Raw genomic sequence first — 21,198 nt, 5'->3', positions numbered from 1 at the left:
ATAAATTGATGACAGGCCTAGTCAAAAAGAAAGTATGTCCTGCCTTGTTTTTGGATTGCTAAACATCTTGGGCACCAAGTAAGGATATCTTTTTAAATAATCAGTTCACAGTAGTTGATACGGCTCCATATGATTTTGAATTACTTACTTATAATTTTAACACTGGAACAGTGAATCCTTATTTTCCTCATGATTGGAGTGAGCGAACGAAGAAATTCAATAACTTAACGATTCTCCGTTCCTTTCAATGCCCATATGTAGATATCGCGACTGAAAATATGGTTGCAGGTGCAAATAAATTAGGCATTGATTTTGACATCATCGACATTAAAAATAGACAAGAGCTAATGGCACTATCGCCGACGCCATATGGTATTTTTTCAGTAGTTTTTAAGGGCCAACTAATTAGCTTTCATCGATTAACCGTTCATTCGGTCGTTAAAAAATTAAAAGAACTCATGTAATGCTATGTTAACAAGCAAAGTTTTTTAACTCAAAAAACTGGATGAATATATATCTTGCTCGTATTTAATGAATGACAAACCATGTTAGCAAAGATGGAGGGATAGTATGCAACCACCTTTCTTGAAAGGAATGGAAGGAGTATTTATTCTAATTAAAGATTCACAAGTGAGAGGGTTCAAAATGTCGATAGAGTCAGCTATTTATTTGTTTAAGAGTAGTGCTTATAAAAACACAGCATCAGCTAGTAAAGATGCATAAAATAGAAGTATCAACTCCTGAAAGGTTGGTTAGAAATACTTACGGCAAGTGACGACACGGTTAGCAGTAAGTTGAATAGAAGTGCTCGTTACAAGGCCGATTACAGTTTATTGTAATCGGTTTTATAATGAGCAAATCTAGTAGAGGACATGGTATTACGAATAGGGAGGAGGGAAATGCTTGGTAACAATTCGACAAAAATTAGTGTCGGCTACTCAGGCAGCTAAAATAACGAATGGTAAAAACAATGCTAAAAAATATATTGTTGTACATGAAACTGACAATACCAGTGTAGGGGCCGACGCAGATGCTCACGCAAGGCTACAAGTAAATGGGAATAGCCGAGATGCCAGTTGGCATTGGCAAGTAGATGATAAGGAAGCTGTGCAATCGTTTGCGCATCATTGGGAATGTTGGGGAGCTGGAAATTATATAGGGAATAATCAAGGGATTCAGATTGAAATTTGTGTGAATAGCGATGGAAATTACGTTAATTCTGTGGAAAATGCTGCGATTCTTATTGCAAAAATAATGAAAGATGAGCACATTTCAATCCAGAACGTTGTACAGCATAACTATTTTAGTGGGAAAAATTGTCCGAGAAATATTCGAGCTGGAAAAATTTCTTGGTCCAATTTTTTGAAAATGATTACAAACGCAGGTACACAACAGCCAGAGAATCCATCAGTAGAGGCGTTGAAATACCGTATTTTAACTGGCACATACAGTACACGGAAAGCTGCAGAGAGCGTTTTAGATGTGATGAAGAAACGCTTTGGTTGGGTTGCTTATATAGAGCAGGATGGAACTAAATATCGAGTGAAAACAGGTACGTTTACAGGCATGAACGCTGCACAGAATGCAGAAAATAAAATTAAAACTACGAAATTGGCGCAAGTTACGTATATTGTCGCTGCATAATTATCATTCTTGGAAGTTATTATTTGACTGCTTTAAAGAATTGAGTACAATAGTAAAGCAGTATCATTATATTTTACACTTAACAGAGGTCAGTGGTACACGATGATTTTTTTATTGTGCTCCTTTCTTTGGTGAAATGCATAACGACAACCTTTTCAACATTCCTTTAGGAAGAGCTGTCTATAAATAGGTCCTTCACTTTTTGACAGCGTGGTGAGAGGTTATTTATTAAGCCGGGTATATGAAGATAGTTTGAAAGGAAGGGCTGTCATGAAATTTTGACAGTCTTTTTCTTTTCGTCTACTCTATAACCTGTTAAGATGGTAATAGTGTGACAACAAGTTAGTGTATATGAGAGTGGTGACAATCAAGATGGATGAACAGAAAAAAGATGATTTAGAACAGCAGGAACAAACACCGCAAGTAGAAGTAAAACCAGCGGGACAATTTATTCAGATGAAACCGTTTAAATTTATTATGCTGATGTTCTTTACAATCTTAATTACCGCAGGTTTAACGATTTTTGCGTTAACATTTGGTGAAAAGAAAGTAGTAGAAGTGAAGGTTCCGATAGAGCGTGCGGAATTTACAAAACTATATGAAGCATTTGATATGCTAAAAAGCAAATATTACAAAGATATTGAAGATGAAAAAGTGGTCGATGGTGCAATCAATGGCATGTTCGACGCGTTAGACGATCCGTATTCTGATTTTATGGTGAAAGATGAGGCTGAAAAATTCAACACAGGTCTTTCGTCAAGTTTCCAAGGAATTGGTGCGGAAATTCAAGAACGTAATGGCTTTATAACAGTAGTGTCACCAATAAAAAATTCACCTGCTGAAAAGGCAGGACTATTACCGAAAGATATCATTTTAACGGTCGACGGGAAAAGCATTCAAGGATTTAGTGCTTCAGAGGCTGTAGCACTCATCCGAGGTGAAAAAGGGACGCCCGTGAAGTTAACCGTAAAACGCGGTGAAAATGCAGAGCCAATCCAATTGACGATTGTTCGTGATGATATTCCTGTCGAAACCGTTTACGGTGAAATGCTTGATGGGGATATTGCTCATATTCAAATTACTTCATTTAGTGAACAAACTGCAGATGAATTGGAAAAAATACTTGCTGAGTACGAAGGAAAAGGCATGAAAGGGATTGTTATGGATTTACGACAAAACCCGGGTGGCTACCTAGATGCTGCGCTTGAAATTTCGAATTTATTCGTTGCAGAAGGAAAGCCGATTGTTCAAGTGCAGGAAAAAGATGAGGAACCGGCTATCAAAAATGCCATCGGTGGTAAAAAATATAATTTACCAGTGACGGTTCTTGTTGACAGTGGTAGTGCATCTGCCTCTGAAATTTTAGCAGCAGCGTTAAGTGAATCCGTCGGGGCAAAAATTGTTGGGGAAACATCTTTCGGTAAAGGTACCGTGCAAAATGTTACGCCATTAAAAGATGGCTCTAATCTAAAATTCACAACAGGCAAATGGCTAACACCAAAAGGCAACTGGATTAATGAAAAAGGGATTGAACCAGATGTGAAAGTGCCATACCCATCGTATGCCTCACTACCATTTTTAGATGCTTCATTTGAAATGAAAGAGGGCTTACAATCAGAAGCTGTGAAAGCGGCAGAAGAAATGTTAGAAGTTCTAGGCTACGAACCAGGAAAAGTTGATGGCGTTTTTGACCAATATACGGAACGTGCAGTGAAGAAATTGCAAGCAGCGAGCAAGCTTGAAGAAACAGGTGTTTTAACGGGCGAAACAACTTATACTTTAATGGATGCTATACGTACAAAAATGAAGTCAGATGATCCGCAATTGTTAAAAGCAAAAGAACTGCTTACTGGTGGTAAAGAGTAAACTAAGGAAACAATAAACTAACAGCTGTCGCAGAAGTCGTCTCGTACGGCCAATGCGACAGCTTTTTTCATAGGAGGGTACAATTGTGAAAGACGTATACTTATTTAGTGGATTTTTAGGGAGCGGTAAAACATCCATGTTGACTGATGTCATTCGTCAACTAAAAGAAAAGGGATTAAAGCCCGCTGTCATTATGAATGAACTTGGAAAATTACCATTCGACTCACAAGCTGTTGAGGAAGATGTACCGCTTAAAGAAATGCTAGATGGCTGTATTTGCTGTTCCGGAGCTGAAAAAACAGAGGCTCAAATTCAATCTCTTCTATTAGATAGTGAATTTGATGTGCTCATAATTGAAACAACTGGAGCGGCACATCCCGTAGAAGCACTAGATGCTGTCTATTCACCGTTATTTGCAGAACAGTTGCATGTAAAAGGCATTGTCACAGTGGCTGACTCAAAGTTATGGCTTAATCGTGAGACGTTAACCCCACAAATACGTTCATTATTTATGGAACAAATTCGTCATGCTCATTTATTGCTTGCCAATAAAATAGACTTACTGACAGAAACAGAGCAAGCTCAGGTAGTATATGAGTTACAAGGCTTTAATCCACATGCCTTTATTTTACAAACGACAAATGGCCGCGTGCCATTACATTTACTAGAAAACTTAACAGCAACGACACAAGTGGATAAACGCGATATTGTGAGCGCACCTATTTCATCGACCCACTTGGGCTCACGGTTAGTAGAATTTAACGAAGAAATTTTTACGCAGGAACAGTTTGAAGAGTGGGTTCGTCAATTACCTGATTCCGTGTACCGTATGAAGGGCTACGTGCCAGTAGAGGGAATAAGAAATCCAATGCTATTCCAATATGCATATGGCATGGTGCAGTGGCTCCCAGAATACGTAAAGATGCCGGCAAAACTTGTAATTATAGGAGAAAATGTTGGAGCAGTGCCTGTGATTGGCGTGGATAATTCATAACAAGCTGTCAGTATAAAGTATTAACTGCCGCTTCACTTTCTATAGCAATATAAAGTTTTTTCGCAAAAAGGGGGCGTCTTAGATTAATTCTGAGGCACCTCCTTTTTAAGCACATACATGCTAAAGTCTTTGCACTAAAAATGATGAATTCTATGTTGTTATTAATTTTGCATGTTATGACAGGGGGTAGTAGATTGAAGAAAGCATTCTCCATATCATTTATCATGTTGCTTATATTGATTGGTTTATGGTTATATCGCTATTATTGGGACGCACCAATAGAACAAGATATATTGTCCGGTAATGGTTATAGAACAACTATTGGTGAAGATTATAGAGCTGTAAACTTCTATATAAAATCTGATTGGTTTAAGTTAAGTTCTAAGGGACCGCAAAGCATGCATGAAGTGGTCGCCCGTATTGGCAACTCTAACATCGTTTTAACAGAAGTGATAGTGCGGGAAGAGGTGCAAGATATTTATTTCACCTTGACCATTGACAATAAATTACCTAGACTGCAAGGTTATTTCTTAACGCAAAACTTAAAGAATGCTTCAACTGCTATAGAAATGCCATTTATTGAACTTCGTGGTGATAATGAACAAGTGATCGAACTTGGCCAATTTACACAAGGGCCGGGAGATTTTTTTAGTTTTGGTATTAAATTAGAAGAAGCTAAAACAAGTACACATGGATTTTCTGTAGGCGCAAGTATTTATTATGGTGTTCAATATGAAAAATATTAGCATAGAATTCACTAGTTTTTGAGGTATGTCAACCCTATTTAAAACGTAAGTATTTCATAGATTGGCGAAACTTGCTAAAATTTATTGCATAAAAACTCCTGTATAACTGGAATCTACTCTTTTGTTGGCGAAGCTAGCAGATGTTGGTAAGAATTTTTATAGATTCATCCTTTACGATAGGTTGCAGAGAGGAGAGATTGCAAAATGAAAAAAACACTCACTGCAATTTGTGTCACATTTCTATTAGCAGCTCCAATTCAGTTGGCTTCTGCTGCATCTAATACTACAGAGGGGAATACAGTCAAACAAACAACAAACTGTACAACTTATTACTATAAATGGTCAAGTAACAATTGGCAGGTGAAAAAACCAGCACAGGCTACAACACCATCAAAACCAACACAAACACAAACAACTACTAATAATACACAAACAACGCAAAAAGAGAATACAACAACAGCACCATCTACTACAACACCGACAACAACAACGTCTGATGTCAATGCATTTGAACAAGAGGTAGTAAAATTAACGAATGCAGAACGTACAAAAGCTGGATTATCTGCACTTCAAACGGATTCAAAATTAATGGCTGCAGCTCGTGAGAAATCACAAGATATGCAATCAAAAAACTATTTCTCACATACGAGTCCAACATTTGGTTCACCATTTGATCGCATGAAAGCATTAGGTATTACGTATAAAGGAGCAGGTGAAAACATTGCCAAAGGTCAACGTACAGCACAAGAGGTTGTGCAAGCTTGGATGGATTCACCAGGTCACCGTGCTAATATTTTAAATGGCAAATTTACGCATATTGGTGTAGGTTATGTGAAGTCAGGTAACTACTGGACTCAACAATTTATTCAAAAATAATCATTCGTATATTACTAGAAAATCTTATTTTAATAACTTCATTCACAGAAATGAATGGACGTCCAAAAAAGTCTTTTATGGCTTATTTGGACGTCTTTTTATGTTGAAAAGACGTTAAGCTGTGGGATAAATAATGCTACAGCAAATTGAACTGTTTGGCGGTCGGAACGTTTGAAAAAAGCTGTTTTTGCCTATACTTCCCTCTATAGGAGGCGTTTTATGGATAAAGTGGAATTAATGATGAAAAGTATGCAGAAAGCCTTTTATCATTCATCTGATTTTACAGTTAGACAAGTAGATTGGCGGAATGGATCATCTGCGATATTATGCTTTTATGCCTCACTAGTAGATGCAAAAGAAGTACAAAGAATTCTCGATACTATTTATGCACGCCTAGATACGGAGAAACCCTATTGGAGTGAAACCTTAGTATCGACGCTTGAACAGTTCACAATGCCGCAAGCAGTTGAACGTATATGTAAGGGAGAAACGCTGATTGTGTTAACTGATTCAGGTGAGATGCTTTCTCTCACTATATTGAATGAGGTAAACCGAAAAACAATAAAGATGGACTATACGATTGATATAGAAGTTGATGAATTTTCGCATGATAAACTTTACGAAAATAACATTCGAGATGATGTTCAAGCGATGATACAAAAAAAAGTACAAGCTGATTTTGAAGAAGTTCTAAAGATATTACAAGAACAAAAATCAGATACTTTAGGAGTTGGACGACATATTCGTTCCTATCATCCAAAAATGTTTAAGGAAGATTGGCACGAGCAATTTGCTTCGCTTACCTTAGAGCCAAAGGTCAAGGTAAAGATTATTCGTACAGGAGTTTTACGTTAAAAAGGAGACGCAAACGCATCTCCTTTTTTATGTCGCGAATTTTCGTTGCACGAGTAGTAAGCGAATTAATAACGTGATGGCGCCTGCAGAAAGGCCTGCTACAAGTCCAATCCAATAGCCGAATGGACCAAAATCTGTATAGGTTGCAAGTGCATATCCGACAGGTAGACCAATAATCCAATACGATATGATTGCCATCATAAAGGTTATCGTCACATCCTTATAACCACGCAATGCTCCCTGAACAGGTGCCTGAATAGCATCTGAAAGTTGGAAAATGGCTGCGAACACTAAAAATTGCACTGCATACTCCAGAACTTTTGCATCTGTTGAATACATATTTGCAACTGGTTCACGTAGCATGAAGAGGATACAAGCGGAGATAAAACTAAATACAATCGCAGTACCTACACAAATAAAACTATAGATTTTTGCACTTTGCATTCGCCCAGCACCTATTTCAAAACCAACTAAAATCGTTACGCCCATTGAAATACTAAGGGGTACCATATAGAGTAGGCTCGTAATCTGTATAAAAATATACTCTATATACATTGATGGGTGTATTAACGTAAATTGAACTCTTTGATATACTTGAGTACAGTCTTTTCACTCATTGAAAGCTCTTTGGCTATTTTTCGTGCACCAATGTCAGGTTGATTAGCTAGGATTCTGCTAATCTCTTTAGCAAGTATTTCCTTGCGTTCTAGGCTACCTTTTCCAAGTTGAAGGTTTTTGTATTGACCGAACCTTTCCTCATCTTTACGAAGCGTACGAGCGTTAAAAGGTGATAGTTTAACTAGCTCAGCGAAAGTTATCATTCTGCCTTGCGAGTTAATAAGTTTTTGTGTTTGCTTGTATCTATCCAGTTGTTCCTCAAGTTTTTCAGCTTCTTGTTTTGCATTTGGGGGATCCAAAATAAGCGGTACGTCCCATGAAATGCCTTCTGAAGCAAGCCTTAATCTTAGATTTAAGGTTTCTGAAGCATCGTCGTATATAGCTTTTTCAAACATGCTATCTATCAAATCCTGGATATCCTGTTCTGGCGCAAGGCCTAGGGAAAGAGCGCTAATAGCGAGAGCATCAGGGATAATATCTTTGTGTTGGATTAACACTTCAAAAGAGTACTGGTTACTTTTTATTAATTTTATCTTTTTAAGATTAGCTTCATAAAGCTCTGTAAGCTTAGATGTTTCGTTTTCAATTTCTTGTTTGTTTTTATCTAGTACATCTTCAGACCATTTGCCACTTAAATAAAGTCCTAAAAGTTTATCTATTTTCTCATTATTTTCTTTAATGTTATTTTCAATTTTCTTCGTTTCAAGCTCCAGATGGTTTAACTTTTCATCGTCCTCAAACTCTAAATCAAAATAGTTCTTAACTGAATCTTCACCAGTTAAATACTTCTCAGCAAATGTTAGCAAAGGGACCTTAATCCTGTCAGTATTAATGCTAGGCAAACTAGGGCAGGGGTTAACATAATCATTTGAATGGCGCAAATAGTGCTTATATTCTCCTTCAACATAGCTACCTTTTCGGATACTTAAAATGTTCCCACAATCAGCACATCGAATCTCAAGTGATTTTAAGAAATGGGGCTCACCTGAACCAATCTTGGTATGACGTTGTTCTAACATTTCTTGTATCCTGTCAAAAGTTTCTTTTGTACGAATAGCAGGGTAGACGTTATCTTCAACAATTGTCTCACCATTGCCAAAAGACTTTCTCAACTGACCGTGATACGCTGGATTCCTTAATTTATTTCGAACCTGAACTGCGGTCCATTTTTTACTTTTTGCTGTTTTACTTATACTGTTTAAATGCACAGCTATCCTTTGCAAACCCATCTTTTCATCAAGATAAAGTCGATCAATGAGCGGTATAATCCATGCGCGATCTTGGTTAACTGATATCTCTTTAGTCTCATGATTGTAAACATACTCTTCTGGCTGCCTTCCCCAAACATTACCTTCACGTGTATATTGGCGTAATCCACGGCCCATTTTTCCAAGTAAATCACGTCTTGATCTACGTGCTAATAGATTCTTTAAATCAGAGAAGAATTCATCATCGGCATTTGCTAAATCTGACATACGTCCAGGCTCTGCAATTTTTACATTATTTTCACGTAACACATCTTTTAAATACTCCCATTTTATCGTATCTAAACGCGATAGGCGATCTTGTTCGATACAAAGGACTATGTCAACTTGTCCATTTTCAACACAATCTAAAAGAGACTTCAGACCGTTTTTATCAAGTTTAGTACCACTATCAACATCTCTGAAAATCTCAACAATTTCCCAACCCTGCTGATTAGCGTAACGAGTTAATTCAACTGTTTGTGCACTTAAACTATATCTATCTTCTTGTAATTTAGTAGATACTCGAATGTAAATAGCTACTCGTAATACTTTAGATGCTTTGGAATCTTTTTCTACCAACTGCTACACAACCTTTCTATAAATTTTCTGAAATTATATTTGGGAACACTTTACAAACACCTGTTCTCATGATATTATTATGACATAAATAAGCGAATGTGTGTTCTGTTTTTTAGAAAGTTTTGTTCTGTTTTATACGCATAGCTTTAATAAACTCAGTTGCTTTCTCTAGTTCTTCAGCAGTAAGAGGTTCACCATCAATAGTGATTTGTGGTTCTCTTAGAGAGAGAACTACATACTCATTTTTGATTGCAGATGGGGTATCATCACCTAGAATTTTTGTAGTGTCAATGATTGCATCTTCTCTTACTTTTAAAGCATCTTCCTCGTCCACATTATAGAAAAAAGCTAGCTTAGCCATAGCGTTAACAGACGGGATACGTTTTCCTTTTTCATACAAGCCTATTGCTTGTGGAGTCATAGCTGTCTGCGACGCAACGTCAGCTAAAGATAATTTTCTGTTTTGACGAAGCTGGAGTAGGTAATCAGCAAGGATAGTACTAAACTGTTTTCGAATATCTACTTTCTTAGGATTCATAAGAGCACCTCCAGTTGATTATTTATTATTAGAATTTTGGTTTTTCATAATACGCAGTGCACGAATGTACTCAGCTGCTTTTTCAATTTCTTCAACGGATAGGGGTTCACCATCAATTGAACTAAGAATGTTTTTAGATTCAATACTAATAGGCATATCATCTTTATAGTAAATCATGTCTGGTTGATAATCTTTTAATTCCTCTGGATAATGGTGAGCAGATTGAACATCTGGAGATTCTTTTGAAATTACAGCATCGTTTCTAATTTTAAAGAATAAGTCTTCATCAACACCTAAAATTTTCGCGTATTCGGGGATTAATTTAACAGAAGGAAACTTTTTGTTATTCTCCCAACTGTTTATTGTTTGTTGAGACACACCTAATTTTTCAGCTAACTGAGCTTGTGTAAGATCTATTTTATTTCGCATTGTTTTTAGGAACGATCCCAAATTTTTATACTTTTCATCGAAAAAGAAGAAAAAGAACATTTTAATTTCCACCTTTCAAAATATTGATATAACGCGTTTTATACGACTTTTATTCCAGAAGTTAAAATTAATTGGTATAAATATGTTGCATTAACAGCTGAAAGCTGTTAGATTTTAAATTAACAAAACAACTTTTGGGTGTTAAAGAAAAAGAGGTGAAACTATGGATACTCAAAAAAGAGAGAATTTAAAATCGTTAAGAATCACTAAAGATTGGACGCAAAAGGAACTTGCAAATAGAATAGGTGCTAGCCAACAAACAGTATGTGCATGGGAGCAAGGTATTAGATCTCCAACTTTAAAGAAAGCTAAAAAGCTGGCTGAACTTTTTGAAGTTCCAATTGAATCTATTTTATAATATGCATAACATCTTTTTGATGTATTACTATATTTCAATGCGTAATTACAGCCAAAAGTTGTTTATTATAGCAAAAAATAAGGAGGTAAATTACCGCCATGTTCAATAAAGATTTAGCAAAAATGTATGCGTACCTGCCAATAAAGCTTAGTCAGCTTTCCAAAGTAAACCCAAATGCAGCCATTGGGATAATCCAAGATTGGGGAGAGGGAAGAAAAGATATCCGTAAACTTTGGAAAGAAACAACTGATTTACTTGATGCGCCAACATCAGATAAATCTGCATAGACTATAGTCAATAAATAGCCTTAAACCTTGTTTATAAAATACAACTCTCAGTTGTTTATATCCTAACATAAACGTGCGTTTAGGTTCAAGTGATTTATGTATTTATTTAATTAATTTTAAAGTGTTTAAAGATATTATTAAAGTCTTTAAAACCTAAAAGCGTTTTTTTTATTCAGTATTCTATTCGAAAGTTAGGTGTATAAATGACCAAATTCATTCAATTCGTATCCAAAATTTTAACAAAGCAAGAGATAAACAACACTTCAGCTAAAGTACTCCCACTAAAAGCAAACATGCTTGAAGCTGTAGCAACTAATGATTATGAAAAAATTGATGCAGTTGATTTTAAGGTTGGAGGGTACATGCTTAGGCAATCAAGACCTGAACACCACAGATATCAAGAGATAGTAGGTTCAACAGCAATATTAGAATCAAAAATCAGTTAAATAGATTGCGAGACACTGTTCTCGCTTTGGGAACTTTAAAGTATTAGAGCTTCCAAAGCGGTACCAGAAACCGTAGGGCTATCAATAGCTCGCAAGGAAATGGACTAGAAATACCTTGCACAGAATCTATTCACCAGAGAGGAGAATGTTAATGAGCGAACTAATCAAAACAACTCAAAATGAAAATGGTGACATTATTGTAAGCGGTCGAGATTTGTATGAATTTTTAGGTGTAAAGGACAACTACACAGATTGGTTTAAACGAATGGTCACTTATGGATTTACTGAAAACGTTGATTTTATTAGTTTATCGGAAAAATCCGAGAAACCTACTGGGGGTCGCCCAAAACTAGATCATGCTATAAAACTAGACATGGCAAAAGAGCTTTCAATGATTCAACGAAACGAACAGGGTAAACAAGCTCGACAGTACTTTATTAAAGTGGAGAAGTTCTGGAATAGTCCTGAAGTGATTTTAAAAAGGGCTATGGACCACTTAAACGCAAAAATTGATTCATTAAGAGCTAATACATTAGTGTTGGAGCGACAGGTATCAGAGATGCAACCGAAAGCACTATTCGCAGATTCTGTGTCAGCAAGTCACACTTCTATATTAGTAGGTGAATTGGCTAAACTACTTAAACAGAATGGAATCGACACAGGGCAAAAAAGATTATTTGATTGGTTACGCGAGAATGGTTACCTGATTAAACGTAAAGGTGCAGATTACAACATGCCAACACAGAGAAGCATGGACTTAGAACTCTTTGAAATTAAAGAGAGAACTATTTCTAATCCAGATGGATCAGCGAGAATCACTAAAACGTCTAAAGTAACAGGTAAAGGCCAGATTTACTTCATTAATAAATTTCTAAAAGAACAGGAGAGTGAAATATCATGAAATCAACAGCCATAACACGGAAATTGGACGAGCTTGGCCGTGTTGTAATCCCAGTAGAACTTTTCCTCAACTTAGGAATCGAGGAAAGGGATTCACTAGAAATTTTCACAAAAGAGAATAACATCATTCTACGCAAGTACGATGCTGCAAGTGTAAGCAAGGTGGGTACACAATTTGACTCTGAAAAACCATTAGGTGTTCCAGCATTAAATGAACAAAAGCAAGTAGCACTAACTCCTTTCGAGTTACCTATCGGTATGGAAATCGTTACAATTGTTTCTAATTTACCGAAAAAGATTAGTCAGTTATCAAAACTTAATCCTGCAGCAGCAATTGACATAATGCAATCGTGGGGCGACGGTAAAAAAGATGTTGAAAAACTTTGGAAAGAAACAAATGATTTACTCGATGCACCAGACAAGGTTTAGTAAAAGGGGTAGCCGAAAAGTCGGCAGACCTATTTTACTACTTGTTACAGAAACGTTGATGGCTGAGAATTCAGCCAAGAAGGTTTTGATGTGCTGAAATTTCAGCAGATGTTCTTATCTAAAAAAGGGGAGGGTGCGCAATTTTGAGCAGACCCATAAGAATTATGGCTGACATCGGGAAATACGACATCAGGATAAGATATAGGTAGCAGTACCCTACTAAATTTAAAAACAAGGAGGATTTAATTATGCAATCAACAGGTATCACACGTAAGCTAGACGAGCTAGGTCGCGTCGTAATTCCAAAGGAACTTCGCGACAATTTCGACATCAAAGAGAAGGATCCACTAGAAATCTTCACAGAAGGTAACAACATTATTCTTCGCAAATTTGAGCCAGTAAGTGAGAGCAAAATGCGTACTCAGTTTGAGTTAGAAAAGCTTCTTGGTGAACTAACTTTGGACGAGCAAAAGCGTGTAATTGAAGATGCTATCAAGCTTTTAAAAAGGTAATAGTTTATGAAGAACGGAAAACGTTTAACAGTTGCCCAACGTAAATACCTAGAATCATTGAACTTGAATAGCGAGAACTGGCTTATCTCAAAATGCACTTCTGAAGAGTGGGAGCTAATACACCGCTATACAGGACAGCCCAAAGTAATACCTGCACCTTAAAACTGAATAGGAGGAAAGCTTATGAATGATTTACAAATCAACACACAAATTCAGCAATCAGAAGCTAACGGTTTATATCAGCAAATCGAAGACATCAAGCGTAAACGTGCAAATCTAAAAGATGAACAGGACAAACTTGAAGGTAAACTGTTTGATCACATTCAAAAGCATGGCAAAGTACTAGCTTATAAGAATAACTTGCCTTATGTACTGACTGTAGGAAACGTTACAAAATCTGTTTTGAATAAAAAGGAGCTTGCTGCAGAACTTGAAGTTCCTCAAAAAGATTTGAACACTCAAGGAATTGCTGAACTTGTAGAAGAACAACGTCTCACTAGTGACATGATTCGTTCAGCTACCTACAGTGAATCAGATGTGAAGTTGAAAGCTCGTAAAGCTAAAAAGTCTGATATTGAATTAATCTTTGGAAAGTAGGTGAGAAGATGAATCAAAAACCACCAACAGATATGTTTGGGAAAGAGATTAAAGAGGGCGATGCTTATTTCGTAGTGAATGACAGAGCAGTCCATCTTGACTCGATGGAAGATTATTTTATTGAGGTATTAGAGGCAACAGTCCATGAACGTAAAAAACCGCTAACTGCTGGAACAGTTAACGGCAATGACAAATCACACCAATGATTCAGTGCTATTGTAGCACAAAAGGAGAGAAAACAAAAATGAAAATTGAAGTTACTCACGTTATTAAAGCAGATTCACAGATTGTAAGTTTAGTTAATGCATTCCTTTCAGCACTTGGTACACAATCAGAAAACTTATCAGTTGCAGATGCAGTTGAACTTACACCTAAAACTTCAGTTGAAAAAGAAGAAACTACAAAGGCATCTAAACGCACATATCTTTTCCATGAAGAATCGGGTGCAGCTATTGTGGTGAATAAGGGTGAGGAATTAACTGAGCATCTTGAAAAGGGTTTAGTTGAAATCTCAAAAACTGAATATGATCGTATTCAAGCTGAAAAACAGACTCGCATCGATAAAGCAAAAGAGCAAACTAATGTCGCTGCATCTCAATCCGGCGATGGACAATCATCTGAAACAGAGGACCACGGTATCACAATGGAAATGATTCGTGCTGAAGCTACAAAGTTGACATCGAACGGTCGTCAAGCTGATTTCAAAGCAATTTTAACATCATTCAATGCGCCAAAGCTTTCAGCTGTACCTGAAGAAAAGTACCCTGATTTACTAGCTGCTATTAAAGAAGCTGTAGGTGAAGTTTAATGACGGGCCATAGCGAGAGAGCGCATGCGCTACTTAGCGCTAGCGGCTCAAAACGATGGCTAACATGTACACCTTCTGCACGAGCAGAAGGGATATTCATGCAAGAACTTGAAGCCCAAGGTATCAAAGAACCTGAAAGTCCATTCGCTGAAGAGGGTACACAAGCACACGAGTACAGTGAAATTATTCTTGATCGTGAGCTTGGCAACATCACGAAAGCTCAAGCAACTAGACGTCTGAATAAGTTCAAAAAAGAAAAGCAATATTACGGTCCTGAAATGGAAGAAATGATTGAAGTCTATACCGACTTTGTCATGGAACGCGTTAATGCTGCAAGGCTTGAAACACCAGATGCACTTGTTCTCATTGAGCAACGATTAGATTTCAGTCAGTGGGTGCCAAACGGTTTTGGTACAGGTGACGTACTCATTGTACGAGACGGTGTACTAGAAATCATCGACTTAAAGTATGGAAAAGGCGTTGCAGTCGATGCCTATGAAAATCCACAGATGAAACTATATGGCTTAGGTGCTATCACCGCGCATGACGTACTTTACGATATTCAAGAAGTGCACATGACAATTGTACAACCAAGGCTTGACAGCATTTCTACTTTTGAAATGTCAGCTGCAGATTTATATAAATGGGCAAATGAAGAAGTGAAACCTAAAGCAGAAATGGCAGACAAGGGTGACGGTGATTATGTACCTGGTGAACATTGCAGGTTCTGTAAAATCAAATCTAGTTGTCGAGCTAGAGCTGATGAAGCACTAGAAACAGCCAAAGCAGAATTTGCAGACGATGGCACCATTGATGTGAACACACCTGAACCAGCAACACTAACGAGTACTGAGCTAGCTGAAATCCTATTTGTTGTCGATGATATCGAGAAGTGGTGTAAGGACATTAAAGCTTACGCACTGGATCAAGCTCTTAGTGGTACATCTTATGAAGGCTTTAAATTAGTAGAAGGTCGCAGTAACCGAGCTATTACCAATGAAGCCGAAGCTGTAAAGCGACTGCTTGAAAAGGGCAGTGTCAAAGAAGATGATTTATATGCACCACGTAAGCTAGAAAGTATTACCAATCTTGAAAAGAAAGTCGGTAAGAAAGCATTTGCCGAAATCTTAAAAGGGGTTATCGTCAAACCACCAGGTAAACCTGTACTTGTCACAGAAGATGATAAACGCCCTGCAATCCAATCAGCTGAATCTGCTGCAAGTGATTTTGCTGAAGATTTACTAGATTAATACCGAAACCGTTGGTTGATAAAAGTGAGGTGACACAATGAACACAACAGCAAAGGGCTTAGGTGATCGCAAAAAACAAATCATTCATTTCATCAATGAATTTAGACAACAGCATACGTTTGCACCAACAGTTCGAGAAATTGCAGATGGTGTCAACCTCACTTCAACTTCCACGGTACAAAAACATCTAATTGGATTAGTTGAAAAAGGTTATATCGAAATAGAACAGTTCAAACCTCGTACAATTCGGTTAACTGAAAAAGCATTAGATACTACAAATTGAGAGGTGGTGGAAACATGAAACGGTATTTAATCACAACAAAAGATGTAAGTGAATTTATCGAGCCTGAGCATACAAGTTTAGCAGCAGATAAAAGTAAAGCATTACTACTGTTAAGTAGCATTACAAACAATGGAGATCAACAACTTGTTTCAGTAATTGAGGTTGACATTGATACTGCAAAGGCTGTAATGCTTGAGCCTTTCTTAAATGAAAAATTCAAATTAGATTTACGTGAAAAACAATAGGAGGGTTTAACTGATGGGTGAGATTGCAGATTGGCATATTGAGCAGTTCACAAGTGGGCGATGGGCAGTTAGCTCTCACAGAACAAAAACAAGAAAACCAACATTGGAGGAATTTATAATGGCAAAACGTGAAGGTACTAAAGTAATTACAAATGAGGCTCGTATGAGCTATGCAAACGTGTGGGAACCATCATCAATTGAAGGTAATGAACCAAAGTATTCGGTTGCAGTACTTATCCCGAAATCGGATACAGATACAATCAAGAAAATTAATGAAGCTATCGAAGCTGCTAAGCAAGAAGGTAAAGCAAAATGGAACGGTAAAATTCCTGGCAACCTTAAAACTCCTCTACGTGATGGTGACGAGGAACGACCTGATGATGAAACATACGCTGGACACTACTTCTTTAATGCCACTTCTAAAAACAAACCTGGCATCGTGAAAAAAGGTACTGGTGCTGTTGTTGAAATTACAGATGAAGATGAGTTCTACAGCGGTTGCTACGGCAAAGTGGCTGTGAACTTCTATCCATTCAATGCTAATGGTAACCGAGGTATTGCTGCTGGACTACAAAACTTATTCAAAACTCGTGACGGTGAACGTCTTGCTGGTGGAGCATCTGCTGAATCTGACTTCGCTGATGAAGTAGATAATGACTTCTCTGAAGATGAAGATCTATTGGATTAATAAATCATGAAAATAGCTGTTGTTAATTTTCCTAGTAGTCTAAGTGCCACAGGTTTTGGAGAAAAAGAGTATCACTACAAAACTTATATAGAAACTCTAAACGAAAATAATTTAGTCGTTGTCGAGACAGCTACAGGATATACCGTTGCTAGATTCAAAAGGTATGTTGATGAAACAGAAGTTAAAGATTTAAAGTACATTGTTCAATTAGTCGGGTTAAAACGCCACAAGCGATTAAAAGAACAATGTGAGATAGATGCATTGCTTGATTAAAACTGCATAAGGAAGGTCTATTTTTGGGCCTTCTTTTCTTTATACCTAAAACACCTATTAAATAGGAAGAAATACAAGATTTTAGGTATAAAGAAGGGAAGGAAATACCTTTAAAAATAATAAGGAGTTGAACTGAATGGAATTCTACAGAGTAAAACCTGAAAGCAAGTACTTCGAAGCTATTCTTGCTGCACGTGAAGCTGAAAAGAAGTTATTAGAGATTACTCATGCTGTTTGTAAGGAATTTAATTTACCAGAATGTGACCAATACAGTGTGTCACCTAACTACTACTATCATGATGTAGATGTACTAGAGGGAGAACAACTAAAAGCATTCACTCAAAAAGGTATGCCGAAGAAGAATAGCAAACTTGGCAAACAGATTATTGCATTCTATGACAAACTTGTTGAAGAATCTAATCTCAAAGCAATTGAACCTGAAAGATTAGTTAACTTTTCTTATGGCGTTATGAGACGCCAAGGTGAGACACTTGAACGCTTAAATGGTGTAGATACTATGTACATCAAATCCGATGCTGAATTTAGATTTGGGGCTTTGGATTACTTAGAAGAAGTCACTGAAGCTGAATATGTTAAAGCTTATCTTGCTGCTCTTGAAGCGAAAGAAGGTGTTAAGAATGAAACCAAAGTTTGATATCAATCAACGTGTATGGGTATCAGTTCGAAACACTGTAGAACAATCTAAGCCCTACATTACTGAACACATCATCACTCGTATTGAAAAAGGTGCCATTTACGCTCAACCTGTGAATCATTTACACGAACGTCGCTTTCATATTCATACACTAACAAACAAGCACAAAAACAGTAAGTATGAATTTAAGCTATGGGCTAGTGTGGAGGACTTCTGGAAAGCTGTAGAGGAGGGGTTTTATGCGTGAGATTAAATTTAGAGTATACGGCGAAATTTACAGTTATGAAAATCAAATGGTTTATTTAACTGACGATGATAACTTATTCATAAGTAGCGAAGGTAAGCTATGTGAGGTCATACAGACGGAAGGTGGCTGCCATTACACAGAACCTGATCATCAAGTATTAATGCAATTTACAGGAATTAGAGATAAGAACGGCAGAGAGATTTTTGAGGGAGATATTGTTAAGTATACATTCATAGATGGAGAGCATGAGAATACTAGAGTTGTAAAAATTTATAACGATGGAATGCATTTCAAAATGTATGAACTGTATCGAGATTATTGGTTAAAGAAAATTAATGGTGTCCTTCAAGTAATACATGGTCACTTAACTATTTATAAAGGTCAAACCCAACTGCTCTCTAATATAACGGGACTTGTAATCTATTCTTACGAAGTCATAGGCAACATTTACGAAAATTCTGAACTACTGGGTGGTGACAGAAATGGCTCGATTAAAGTCCATTAGGATAAGCACTATTAGTTGGAATGTACAATTTGAAGATGTTGATGGTAGCTATTATGACTATGTTGCATCGCTGTATTCCAACAACAATGAAAGTCACCTAAATATTATTCGAGAATTACAAAATAAAGGTTGGCGTTCAATAAATACTTCCGATAACGATATATCAATTCTCGAAAAGGATAGACATATTATTCGATTATCAAAGTTATGGGTTGATGAAGAATCACACCTAGCGCTATTGGAAGATTGGGGGTGAAACTTAAATGCAAACACTCAATATCGACATAGAAACCTATTCAAGCTATGACCTAAAAAAGGTTGGTGTCTATAAATACTGTGAAGCACCTGACTTTGACATACTCATCTTTGCTTATTCCGTGGATGGGCATCCAACAAAAACAGTCGAGCTTGCTAGAGGTGAAACTATCCCGCCTGAAATTATTGAAGCTTTGGTAAATCCGAAAGTTTTGAAGAAAGCATTTAACGCACAGTTTGAGCGTGTTGCTCTTAGTGCATATCTTGCAAAAGAATACATCGACTTAACTGAAGGTTTTGGAGAAGGAAACTACCTAAATCCTAAACAGTGGCGCTGTACGATGGTTGACGCTATGAAAGCCGGATTGCCAGCAACACTTAAAAATACTGCTCTTGCATTGGAGCTCAATGAACAAAAAGACAGCGCAGGTACACACTTGATTAACTTTTTCAGTAAACCACGTAAGCCGACAAAAAACGACAAGCGTACTCGCAATATGCCAGAGGATGATTTGGAAAAGTGGAATGCTTTCGTTGAGTATTGCCGACAGGACGTAGAAACCGAAAAGGCAGTCGGCTATGCAGTTGATCCGTATCTTAATCTCGGCAGTAAGTCAGACCGTTTCGAGATGGCGCTGTATCATTTGGATCAAGAGATTAATGATCGTGGTGTCCTTCTAGATATGAAAGTTGTTGAAGGAGCTCTTGCAATCGATGAAGCCTACAAAGCTACATTGATGAAAACTGGACAGGAAATCACTGGATTAGAGAATCCCAATAGCCCTAACAAATTGCAAGCATGGTTCAAAGAGCAAGGCTTAGAGCTTCCTAACCTTCAAAAAGAGACAGTGAAAAAAGCAATTAATGAAACGGATGGCGACATCAAAACAATGCTTGAAATCAGGCAGGAACTATCTAAAACGAGTACTGCCAAGTTCGTAACCATGAAAGCTGCTGTTTGTTCAGATGGAAGAGTAAGAGGATTATTACAGTTTTACGGTGCTAGCCGGACTGGTCGTTGGGCTGGACGCTTGGTACAGGTGCAGAATCTACCACAGAACAAGATCACAGATTTAGATATTGCTCGGGAAATAGTTGAAAATTCCGACTTGTTCACTCTTGAAATGCTGTACGATCAAGTGCCATTTGTTCTCTCACAATTAATCCGAACAGCATTCATCCCCTGCGAGAAAAAAACATTTGCAGTAAGTGACTTTAGTGCAATCGAGGCTCGGGATATAGCGTGGTTAGCAGGCGAGAAATGGCGCCTAGAAGTGTTTAATACACACGGTAAGATTTATGAAGCATCAGCAGCACAGATGTTTAAAGTACCAATTGAAACGATTGATAAGGGTTCACCATTACGCCAAAAAGGTAAAGTGGCAGAACTAGCACTCGGTTATCAAGGTGGAGAAAATGCATTAATAACAATGGGTGCACTTGATATGGGTATCACACAAAAAGAACTTAAACCATTGGTTGATGCATGGCGCAAGGCGAACCCTAAAATCAAAAAGCTTTGGTGGGACATTGAAGCTGCTGCAATGAGAGCTATCGAAAATCCTGGTGAAATTATTCCTTTCAACAAAGGTATGAAGTTCTTCATGCTTCATGGTTCTCTCATGATGCAACTGCCAAGTGGTCGTAGACTTTGCTACTACAAAGCTAGATTACGAGATCATCAAAAGTTTGAAGGCAAACAAGAAATCGTCTTTTGGGGTGTTGATGGTACCACAAAAGCTTGGTGTGAGACGTCAACATACGGAGGGAAATTAGTCGAGAATGCGGTACAAGCAATCGCTAGAGACTGCTTAGCCTTGTCGATGCTACGCCTAGATAGAGAAGATTATCCAATCGTAATGCACATCCATGACGAGGTTGTCGTGGAATCAGAGCCGGATACGATTGCAATCATTGAGGAAATCATGGGCCGACCTATCAGTTGGGCTGAAGGGTTACCTTTAGAAGCTGACGGCTTCGAAACCACATTCTATAAAAAAGATTAGGA

At 37.4% G+C, this 21,198-nt stretch carries 30 protein-coding genes and 1 pseudogene; 27 read left to right on the top strand and 4 right to left on the bottom strand.

Annotation, left to right across the window (positions count from 1 at the left end; genetic code table 11):
- Nucleotides 1-170 precede the first annotated feature (170 nt).
- The 7 genes from ACQKII_RS14335 (at nucleotide 171) to ACQKII_RS14305 (ending at nucleotide 6,981) form a co-directional block, all read left to right on the top strand.
- Entirely contained in the window at nucleotides 171-464 is a 294-nt protein-coding gene (locus ACQKII_RS14335) for a hypothetical protein (protein ID WP_427460304.1), read from the top strand.
- Nucleotides 465-903: 439 nt separating this feature from the next.
- On the top strand, nucleotides 904-1,644 hold the full coding sequence (locus ACQKII_RS14330; protein ID WP_427460302.1) for an N-acetylmuramoyl-L-alanine amidase: 741 nt from the start codon (nucleotides 904-906) through the stop codon (nucleotides 1,642-1,644).
- A 372-nt stretch (nucleotides 1,645-2,016) separates the two neighbouring features.
- Nucleotides 2,017-3,510, top strand: coding sequence for a S41 family peptidase (locus tag ACQKII_RS14325; protein ID WP_427460300.1), 1,494 nt, complete (start codon nucleotides 2,017-2,019; stop codon nucleotides 3,508-3,510).
- Between the two features lie 85 nt (nucleotides 3,511-3,595).
- Nucleotides 3,596-4,504, top strand: coding sequence for a CobW family GTP-binding protein (locus tag ACQKII_RS14320; RefSeq protein WP_427460298.1), 909 nt, complete (start codon nucleotides 3,596-3,598; stop codon nucleotides 4,502-4,504).
- Nucleotides 4,505-4,698: 194 nt separating this feature from the next.
- Entirely contained in the window at nucleotides 4,699-5,250 is a 552-nt protein-coding gene (locus ACQKII_RS14315; RefSeq protein WP_427460296.1) for a hypothetical protein, read from the top strand.
- Nucleotides 5,251-5,454: 204 nt separating this feature from the next.
- A complete protein-coding gene (locus ACQKII_RS14310) occupies nucleotides 5,455-6,126 on the top strand; it encodes a CAP domain-containing protein (protein ID WP_427460294.1) in 672 nt (223 codons plus the stop codon).
- Between the two features lie 219 nt (nucleotides 6,127-6,345).
- The gene (locus ACQKII_RS14305; RefSeq protein WP_427460292.1) at nucleotides 6,346-6,981 is read left to right on the top strand and encodes a Ger(x)C family spore germination C-terminal domain-containing protein; all 636 of its coding nucleotides are present in this window, start codon (nucleotides 6,346-6,348) and stop codon (nucleotides 6,979-6,981) included.
- Between the two features lie 27 nt (nucleotides 6,982-7,008).
- Here ACQKII_RS14305 and ACQKII_RS14300 read toward each other — a convergent pair.
- The 4 genes and pseudogenes from ACQKII_RS14300 to ACQKII_RS14285 form a co-directional block, all read right to left on the bottom strand.
- A pseudogene (locus tag ACQKII_RS14300) lies at nucleotides 7,009-7,521 on the bottom strand (MATE family efflux transporter); the annotation flags it as partial.
- Nucleotides 7,522-7,547: 26 nt separating this feature from the next.
- Nucleotides 7,548-9,425, bottom strand: a complete 1,878-nt coding sequence (locus ACQKII_RS14295) for a recombinase family protein (protein WP_427460290.1) — start codon at nucleotides 9,423-9,425, stop codon at nucleotides 7,548-7,550.
- A gap of 112 nt (nucleotides 9,426-9,537) precedes the next feature.
- The gene (locus ACQKII_RS14290; protein ID WP_427460288.1) at nucleotides 9,538-9,963 is read right to left on the bottom strand and encodes a helix-turn-helix domain-containing protein; all 426 of its coding nucleotides are present in this window, start codon (nucleotides 9,961-9,963) and stop codon (nucleotides 9,538-9,540) included.
- An 18-nt stretch (nucleotides 9,964-9,981) separates the two neighbouring features.
- Nucleotides 9,982-10,452, bottom strand: coding sequence for a helix-turn-helix transcriptional regulator (locus tag ACQKII_RS14285; protein ID WP_427460286.1), 471 nt, complete (start codon nucleotides 10,450-10,452; stop codon nucleotides 9,982-9,984).
- A 163-nt stretch (nucleotides 10,453-10,615) separates the two neighbouring features.
- Here ACQKII_RS14285 and ACQKII_RS14280 point away from each other — a divergent pair, with 163 nt between their 5' ends.
- The 20 genes from ACQKII_RS14280 (at nucleotide 10,616) to ACQKII_RS14185 (ending at nucleotide 21,196) form a co-directional block, all read left to right on the top strand.
- Entirely contained in the window at nucleotides 10,616-10,810 is a 195-nt protein-coding gene (locus tag ACQKII_RS14280) for a helix-turn-helix transcriptional regulator (RefSeq protein WP_427460284.1), read from the top strand.
- Between the two features lie 98 nt (nucleotides 10,811-10,908).
- Complete coding sequence (locus tag ACQKII_RS14275; RefSeq protein WP_427460282.1) at nucleotides 10,909-11,097, top strand: hypothetical protein; 189 nt, start codon at nucleotides 10,909-10,911, stop codon at nucleotides 11,095-11,097.
- A 203-nt stretch (nucleotides 11,098-11,300) separates the two neighbouring features.
- Nucleotides 11,301-11,543 carry a hypothetical protein gene (locus ACQKII_RS14270; RefSeq protein WP_427460280.1) on the top strand — a complete coding sequence of 81 codons (243 nt, stop codon included), beginning with the start codon at nucleotides 11,301-11,303 and terminating at the stop codon, nucleotides 11,541-11,543.
- A gap of 151 nt (nucleotides 11,544-11,694) precedes the next feature.
- Entirely contained in the window at nucleotides 11,695-12,444 is a 750-nt protein-coding gene (locus ACQKII_RS14265; RefSeq protein WP_427460278.1) for a phage antirepressor KilAC domain-containing protein, read from the top strand.
- Nucleotides 12,441-12,872, top strand: a complete 432-nt coding sequence (locus ACQKII_RS14260; protein WP_427460276.1) for an AbrB/MazE/SpoVT family DNA-binding domain-containing protein — start codon at nucleotides 12,441-12,443, stop codon at nucleotides 12,870-12,872. Before ACQKII_RS14265 ends, ACQKII_RS14260 begins: the two co-directional genes overlap by 4 nt.
- Before the next feature lie 248 nt (nucleotides 12,873-13,120).
- Nucleotides 13,121-13,384: an AbrB/MazE/SpoVT family DNA-binding domain-containing protein gene (locus ACQKII_RS14255; RefSeq protein WP_427460274.1), complete on the top strand. Its 264-nt coding sequence runs from the start codon at nucleotides 13,121-13,123 to the stop codon at nucleotides 13,382-13,384.
- Between the two features lie 6 nt (nucleotides 13,385-13,390).
- The gene (locus ACQKII_RS14250) at nucleotides 13,391-13,546 is read left to right on the top strand and encodes a DUF6906 family protein (protein WP_427460272.1); all 156 of its coding nucleotides are present in this window, start codon (nucleotides 13,391-13,393) and stop codon (nucleotides 13,544-13,546) included.
- A gap of 21 nt (nucleotides 13,547-13,567) precedes the next feature.
- Nucleotides 13,568-13,981: a hypothetical protein gene (locus ACQKII_RS14245; protein ID WP_427460270.1), complete on the top strand. Its 414-nt coding sequence runs from the start codon at nucleotides 13,568-13,570 to the stop codon at nucleotides 13,979-13,981.
- An 8-nt stretch (nucleotides 13,982-13,989) separates the two neighbouring features.
- Nucleotides 13,990-14,187: a hypothetical protein gene (locus ACQKII_RS14240; protein ID WP_427460269.1), complete on the top strand. Its 198-nt coding sequence runs from the start codon at nucleotides 13,990-13,992 to the stop codon at nucleotides 14,185-14,187.
- Between the two features lie 38 nt (nucleotides 14,188-14,225).
- On the top strand, nucleotides 14,226-14,789 hold the full coding sequence (locus ACQKII_RS14235; protein WP_427460267.1) for a hypothetical protein: 564 nt from the start codon (nucleotides 14,226-14,228) through the stop codon (nucleotides 14,787-14,789).
- Nucleotides 14,789-16,039, top strand: coding sequence for a DUF2800 domain-containing protein (locus tag ACQKII_RS14230; RefSeq protein WP_427460265.1), 1,251 nt, complete (start codon nucleotides 14,789-14,791; stop codon nucleotides 16,037-16,039). Before ACQKII_RS14235 ends, ACQKII_RS14230 begins: the two co-directional genes overlap by 1 nt.
- A gap of 37 nt (nucleotides 16,040-16,076) precedes the next feature.
- Nucleotides 16,077-16,322 (top strand): LexA repressor, encoded by a 246-nt coding sequence (locus tag ACQKII_RS14225; RefSeq protein ID WP_427460263.1) that lies wholly within the window; start codon nucleotides 16,077-16,079, stop codon nucleotides 16,320-16,322.
- Nucleotides 16,323-16,336: 14 nt separating this feature from the next.
- Entirely contained in the window at nucleotides 16,337-16,567 is a 231-nt protein-coding gene (locus ACQKII_RS14220; RefSeq protein ID WP_427460261.1) for a hypothetical protein, read from the top strand.
- Between the two features lie 13 nt (nucleotides 16,568-16,580).
- On the top strand, nucleotides 16,581-17,255 hold the full coding sequence (locus ACQKII_RS14215; RefSeq protein WP_427460259.1) for a DUF2815 family protein: 675 nt from the start codon (nucleotides 16,581-16,583) through the stop codon (nucleotides 17,253-17,255).
- 6 nt (nucleotides 17,256-17,261) lie between these two features.
- Entirely contained in the window at nucleotides 17,262-17,528 is a 267-nt protein-coding gene (locus ACQKII_RS14210) for a hypothetical protein (RefSeq protein WP_427460257.1), read from the top strand.
- Between the two features lie 136 nt (nucleotides 17,529-17,664).
- Nucleotides 17,665-18,183 (top strand): hypothetical protein, encoded by a 519-nt coding sequence (locus ACQKII_RS14205; protein WP_427460255.1) that lies wholly within the window; start codon nucleotides 17,665-17,667, stop codon nucleotides 18,181-18,183.
- A complete protein-coding gene (locus tag ACQKII_RS14200) occupies nucleotides 18,167-18,430 on the top strand; it encodes a hypothetical protein (protein ID WP_427460253.1) in 264 nt (87 codons plus the stop codon). Before ACQKII_RS14205 ends, ACQKII_RS14200 begins: the two co-directional genes overlap by 17 nt.
- Nucleotides 18,423-18,935, top strand: coding sequence for a YopX family protein (locus ACQKII_RS14195; protein ID WP_427460251.1), 513 nt, complete (start codon nucleotides 18,423-18,425; stop codon nucleotides 18,933-18,935). Before ACQKII_RS14200 ends, ACQKII_RS14195 begins: the two co-directional genes overlap by 8 nt.
- Nucleotides 18,913-19,191: a hypothetical protein gene (locus tag ACQKII_RS14190; RefSeq protein WP_427460249.1), complete on the top strand. Its 279-nt coding sequence runs from the start codon at nucleotides 18,913-18,915 to the stop codon at nucleotides 19,189-19,191. The genes ACQKII_RS14195 and ACQKII_RS14190 overlap by 23 nt, the downstream gene beginning before the upstream one ends.
- Before the next feature lie 7 nt (nucleotides 19,192-19,198).
- Nucleotides 19,199-21,196, top strand: coding sequence for a DNA polymerase (locus ACQKII_RS14185; protein WP_427460247.1), 1,998 nt, complete (start codon nucleotides 19,199-19,201; stop codon nucleotides 21,194-21,196).
- The last annotated feature ends 2 nt before the right edge of the window (nucleotides 21,197-21,198 follow it).

The sequence above is a fragment of the Lysinibacillus sp. NPDC048646 genome, assembly GCF_050272295.1.
GTDB lineage: Bacteria > Bacillota > Bacilli > Bacillales_A > Planococcaceae > Lysinibacillus.
Note: the sequence above shows the minus strand (reverse complement) of the source record. Positions and strands in the feature narration are given on the sequence as shown.

Excerpts from the sequence above, each read along its gene's own strand:
- ACQKII_RS14325 (WP_427460300.1), top strand. The coding sequence starts at position 2,017 with ATGGATGAACAGAAAAAAGATGATTTAGAACAGCAGGAACAAACACCG.
- ACQKII_RS14310 (WP_427460294.1), top strand. The coding sequence starts at position 5,455 with ATGAAAAAAACACTCACTGCAATTTGTGTCACATTTCTATTAGCAGCT.
- ACQKII_RS14305 (WP_427460292.1), top strand. The coding sequence starts at position 6,346 with ATGGATAAAGTGGAATTAATGATGAAAAGTATGCAGAAAGCCTTTTAT.
- ACQKII_RS14290 (WP_427460288.1), bottom strand. The coding sequence starts at position 9,963 with ATGAATCCTAAGAAAGTAGATATTCGAAAACAGTTTAGTACTATCCTT.
- ACQKII_RS14285 (WP_427460286.1), bottom strand. The coding sequence starts at position 10,452 with ATGTTCTTTTTCTTCTTTTTCGATGAAAAGTATAAAAATTTGGGATCG.
- ACQKII_RS14280 (WP_427460284.1), top strand. The coding sequence starts at position 10,616 with ATGGATACTCAAAAAAGAGAGAATTTAAAATCGTTAAGAATCACTAAA.
- ACQKII_RS14275 (WP_427460282.1), top strand. The coding sequence starts at position 10,909 with ATGTTCAATAAAGATTTAGCAAAAATGTATGCGTACCTGCCAATAAAG.
- ACQKII_RS14270 (WP_427460280.1), top strand. The coding sequence starts at position 11,301 with ATGACCAAATTCATTCAATTCGTATCCAAAATTTTAACAAAGCAAGAG.
- ACQKII_RS14265 (WP_427460278.1), top strand. The coding sequence starts at position 11,695 with ATGAGCGAACTAATCAAAACAACTCAAAATGAAAATGGTGACATTATT.
- ACQKII_RS14260 (WP_427460276.1), top strand. The coding sequence starts at position 12,441 with ATGAAATCAACAGCCATAACACGGAAATTGGACGAGCTTGGCCGTGTT.
- ACQKII_RS14255 (WP_427460274.1), top strand. The coding sequence starts at position 13,121 with ATGCAATCAACAGGTATCACACGTAAGCTAGACGAGCTAGGTCGCGTC.
- ACQKII_RS14250 (WP_427460272.1), top strand. The coding sequence starts at position 13,391 with ATGAAGAACGGAAAACGTTTAACAGTTGCCCAACGTAAATACCTAGAA.
- ACQKII_RS14245 (WP_427460270.1), top strand. The coding sequence starts at position 13,568 with ATGAATGATTTACAAATCAACACACAAATTCAGCAATCAGAAGCTAAC.
- ACQKII_RS14240 (WP_427460269.1), top strand. The coding sequence starts at position 13,990 with ATGAATCAAAAACCACCAACAGATATGTTTGGGAAAGAGATTAAAGAG.
- ACQKII_RS14235 (WP_427460267.1), top strand. The coding sequence starts at position 14,226 with ATGAAAATTGAAGTTACTCACGTTATTAAAGCAGATTCACAGATTGTA.
- ACQKII_RS14230 (WP_427460265.1), top strand. The coding sequence starts at position 14,789 with ATGACGGGCCATAGCGAGAGAGCGCATGCGCTACTTAGCGCTAGCGGC.
- ACQKII_RS14225 (WP_427460263.1), top strand. The coding sequence starts at position 16,077 with ATGAACACAACAGCAAAGGGCTTAGGTGATCGCAAAAAACAAATCATT.
- ACQKII_RS14220 (WP_427460261.1), top strand. The coding sequence starts at position 16,337 with ATGAAACGGTATTTAATCACAACAAAAGATGTAAGTGAATTTATCGAG.
- ACQKII_RS14215 (WP_427460259.1), top strand. The coding sequence starts at position 16,581 with ATGGGTGAGATTGCAGATTGGCATATTGAGCAGTTCACAAGTGGGCGA.
- ACQKII_RS14210 (WP_427460257.1), top strand. The coding sequence starts at position 17,262 with ATGAAAATAGCTGTTGTTAATTTTCCTAGTAGTCTAAGTGCCACAGGT.
- ACQKII_RS14205 (WP_427460255.1), top strand. The coding sequence starts at position 17,665 with ATGGAATTCTACAGAGTAAAACCTGAAAGCAAGTACTTCGAAGCTATT.
- ACQKII_RS14200 (WP_427460253.1), top strand. The coding sequence starts at position 18,167 with ATGAAACCAAAGTTTGATATCAATCAACGTGTATGGGTATCAGTTCGA.
- ACQKII_RS14195 (WP_427460251.1), top strand. The coding sequence starts at position 18,423 with ATGCGTGAGATTAAATTTAGAGTATACGGCGAAATTTACAGTTATGAA.
- ACQKII_RS14190 (WP_427460249.1), top strand. The coding sequence starts at position 18,913 with ATGGCTCGATTAAAGTCCATTAGGATAAGCACTATTAGTTGGAATGTA.
- ACQKII_RS14185 (WP_427460247.1), top strand. The coding sequence starts at position 19,199 with ATGCAAACACTCAATATCGACATAGAAACCTATTCAAGCTATGACCTA.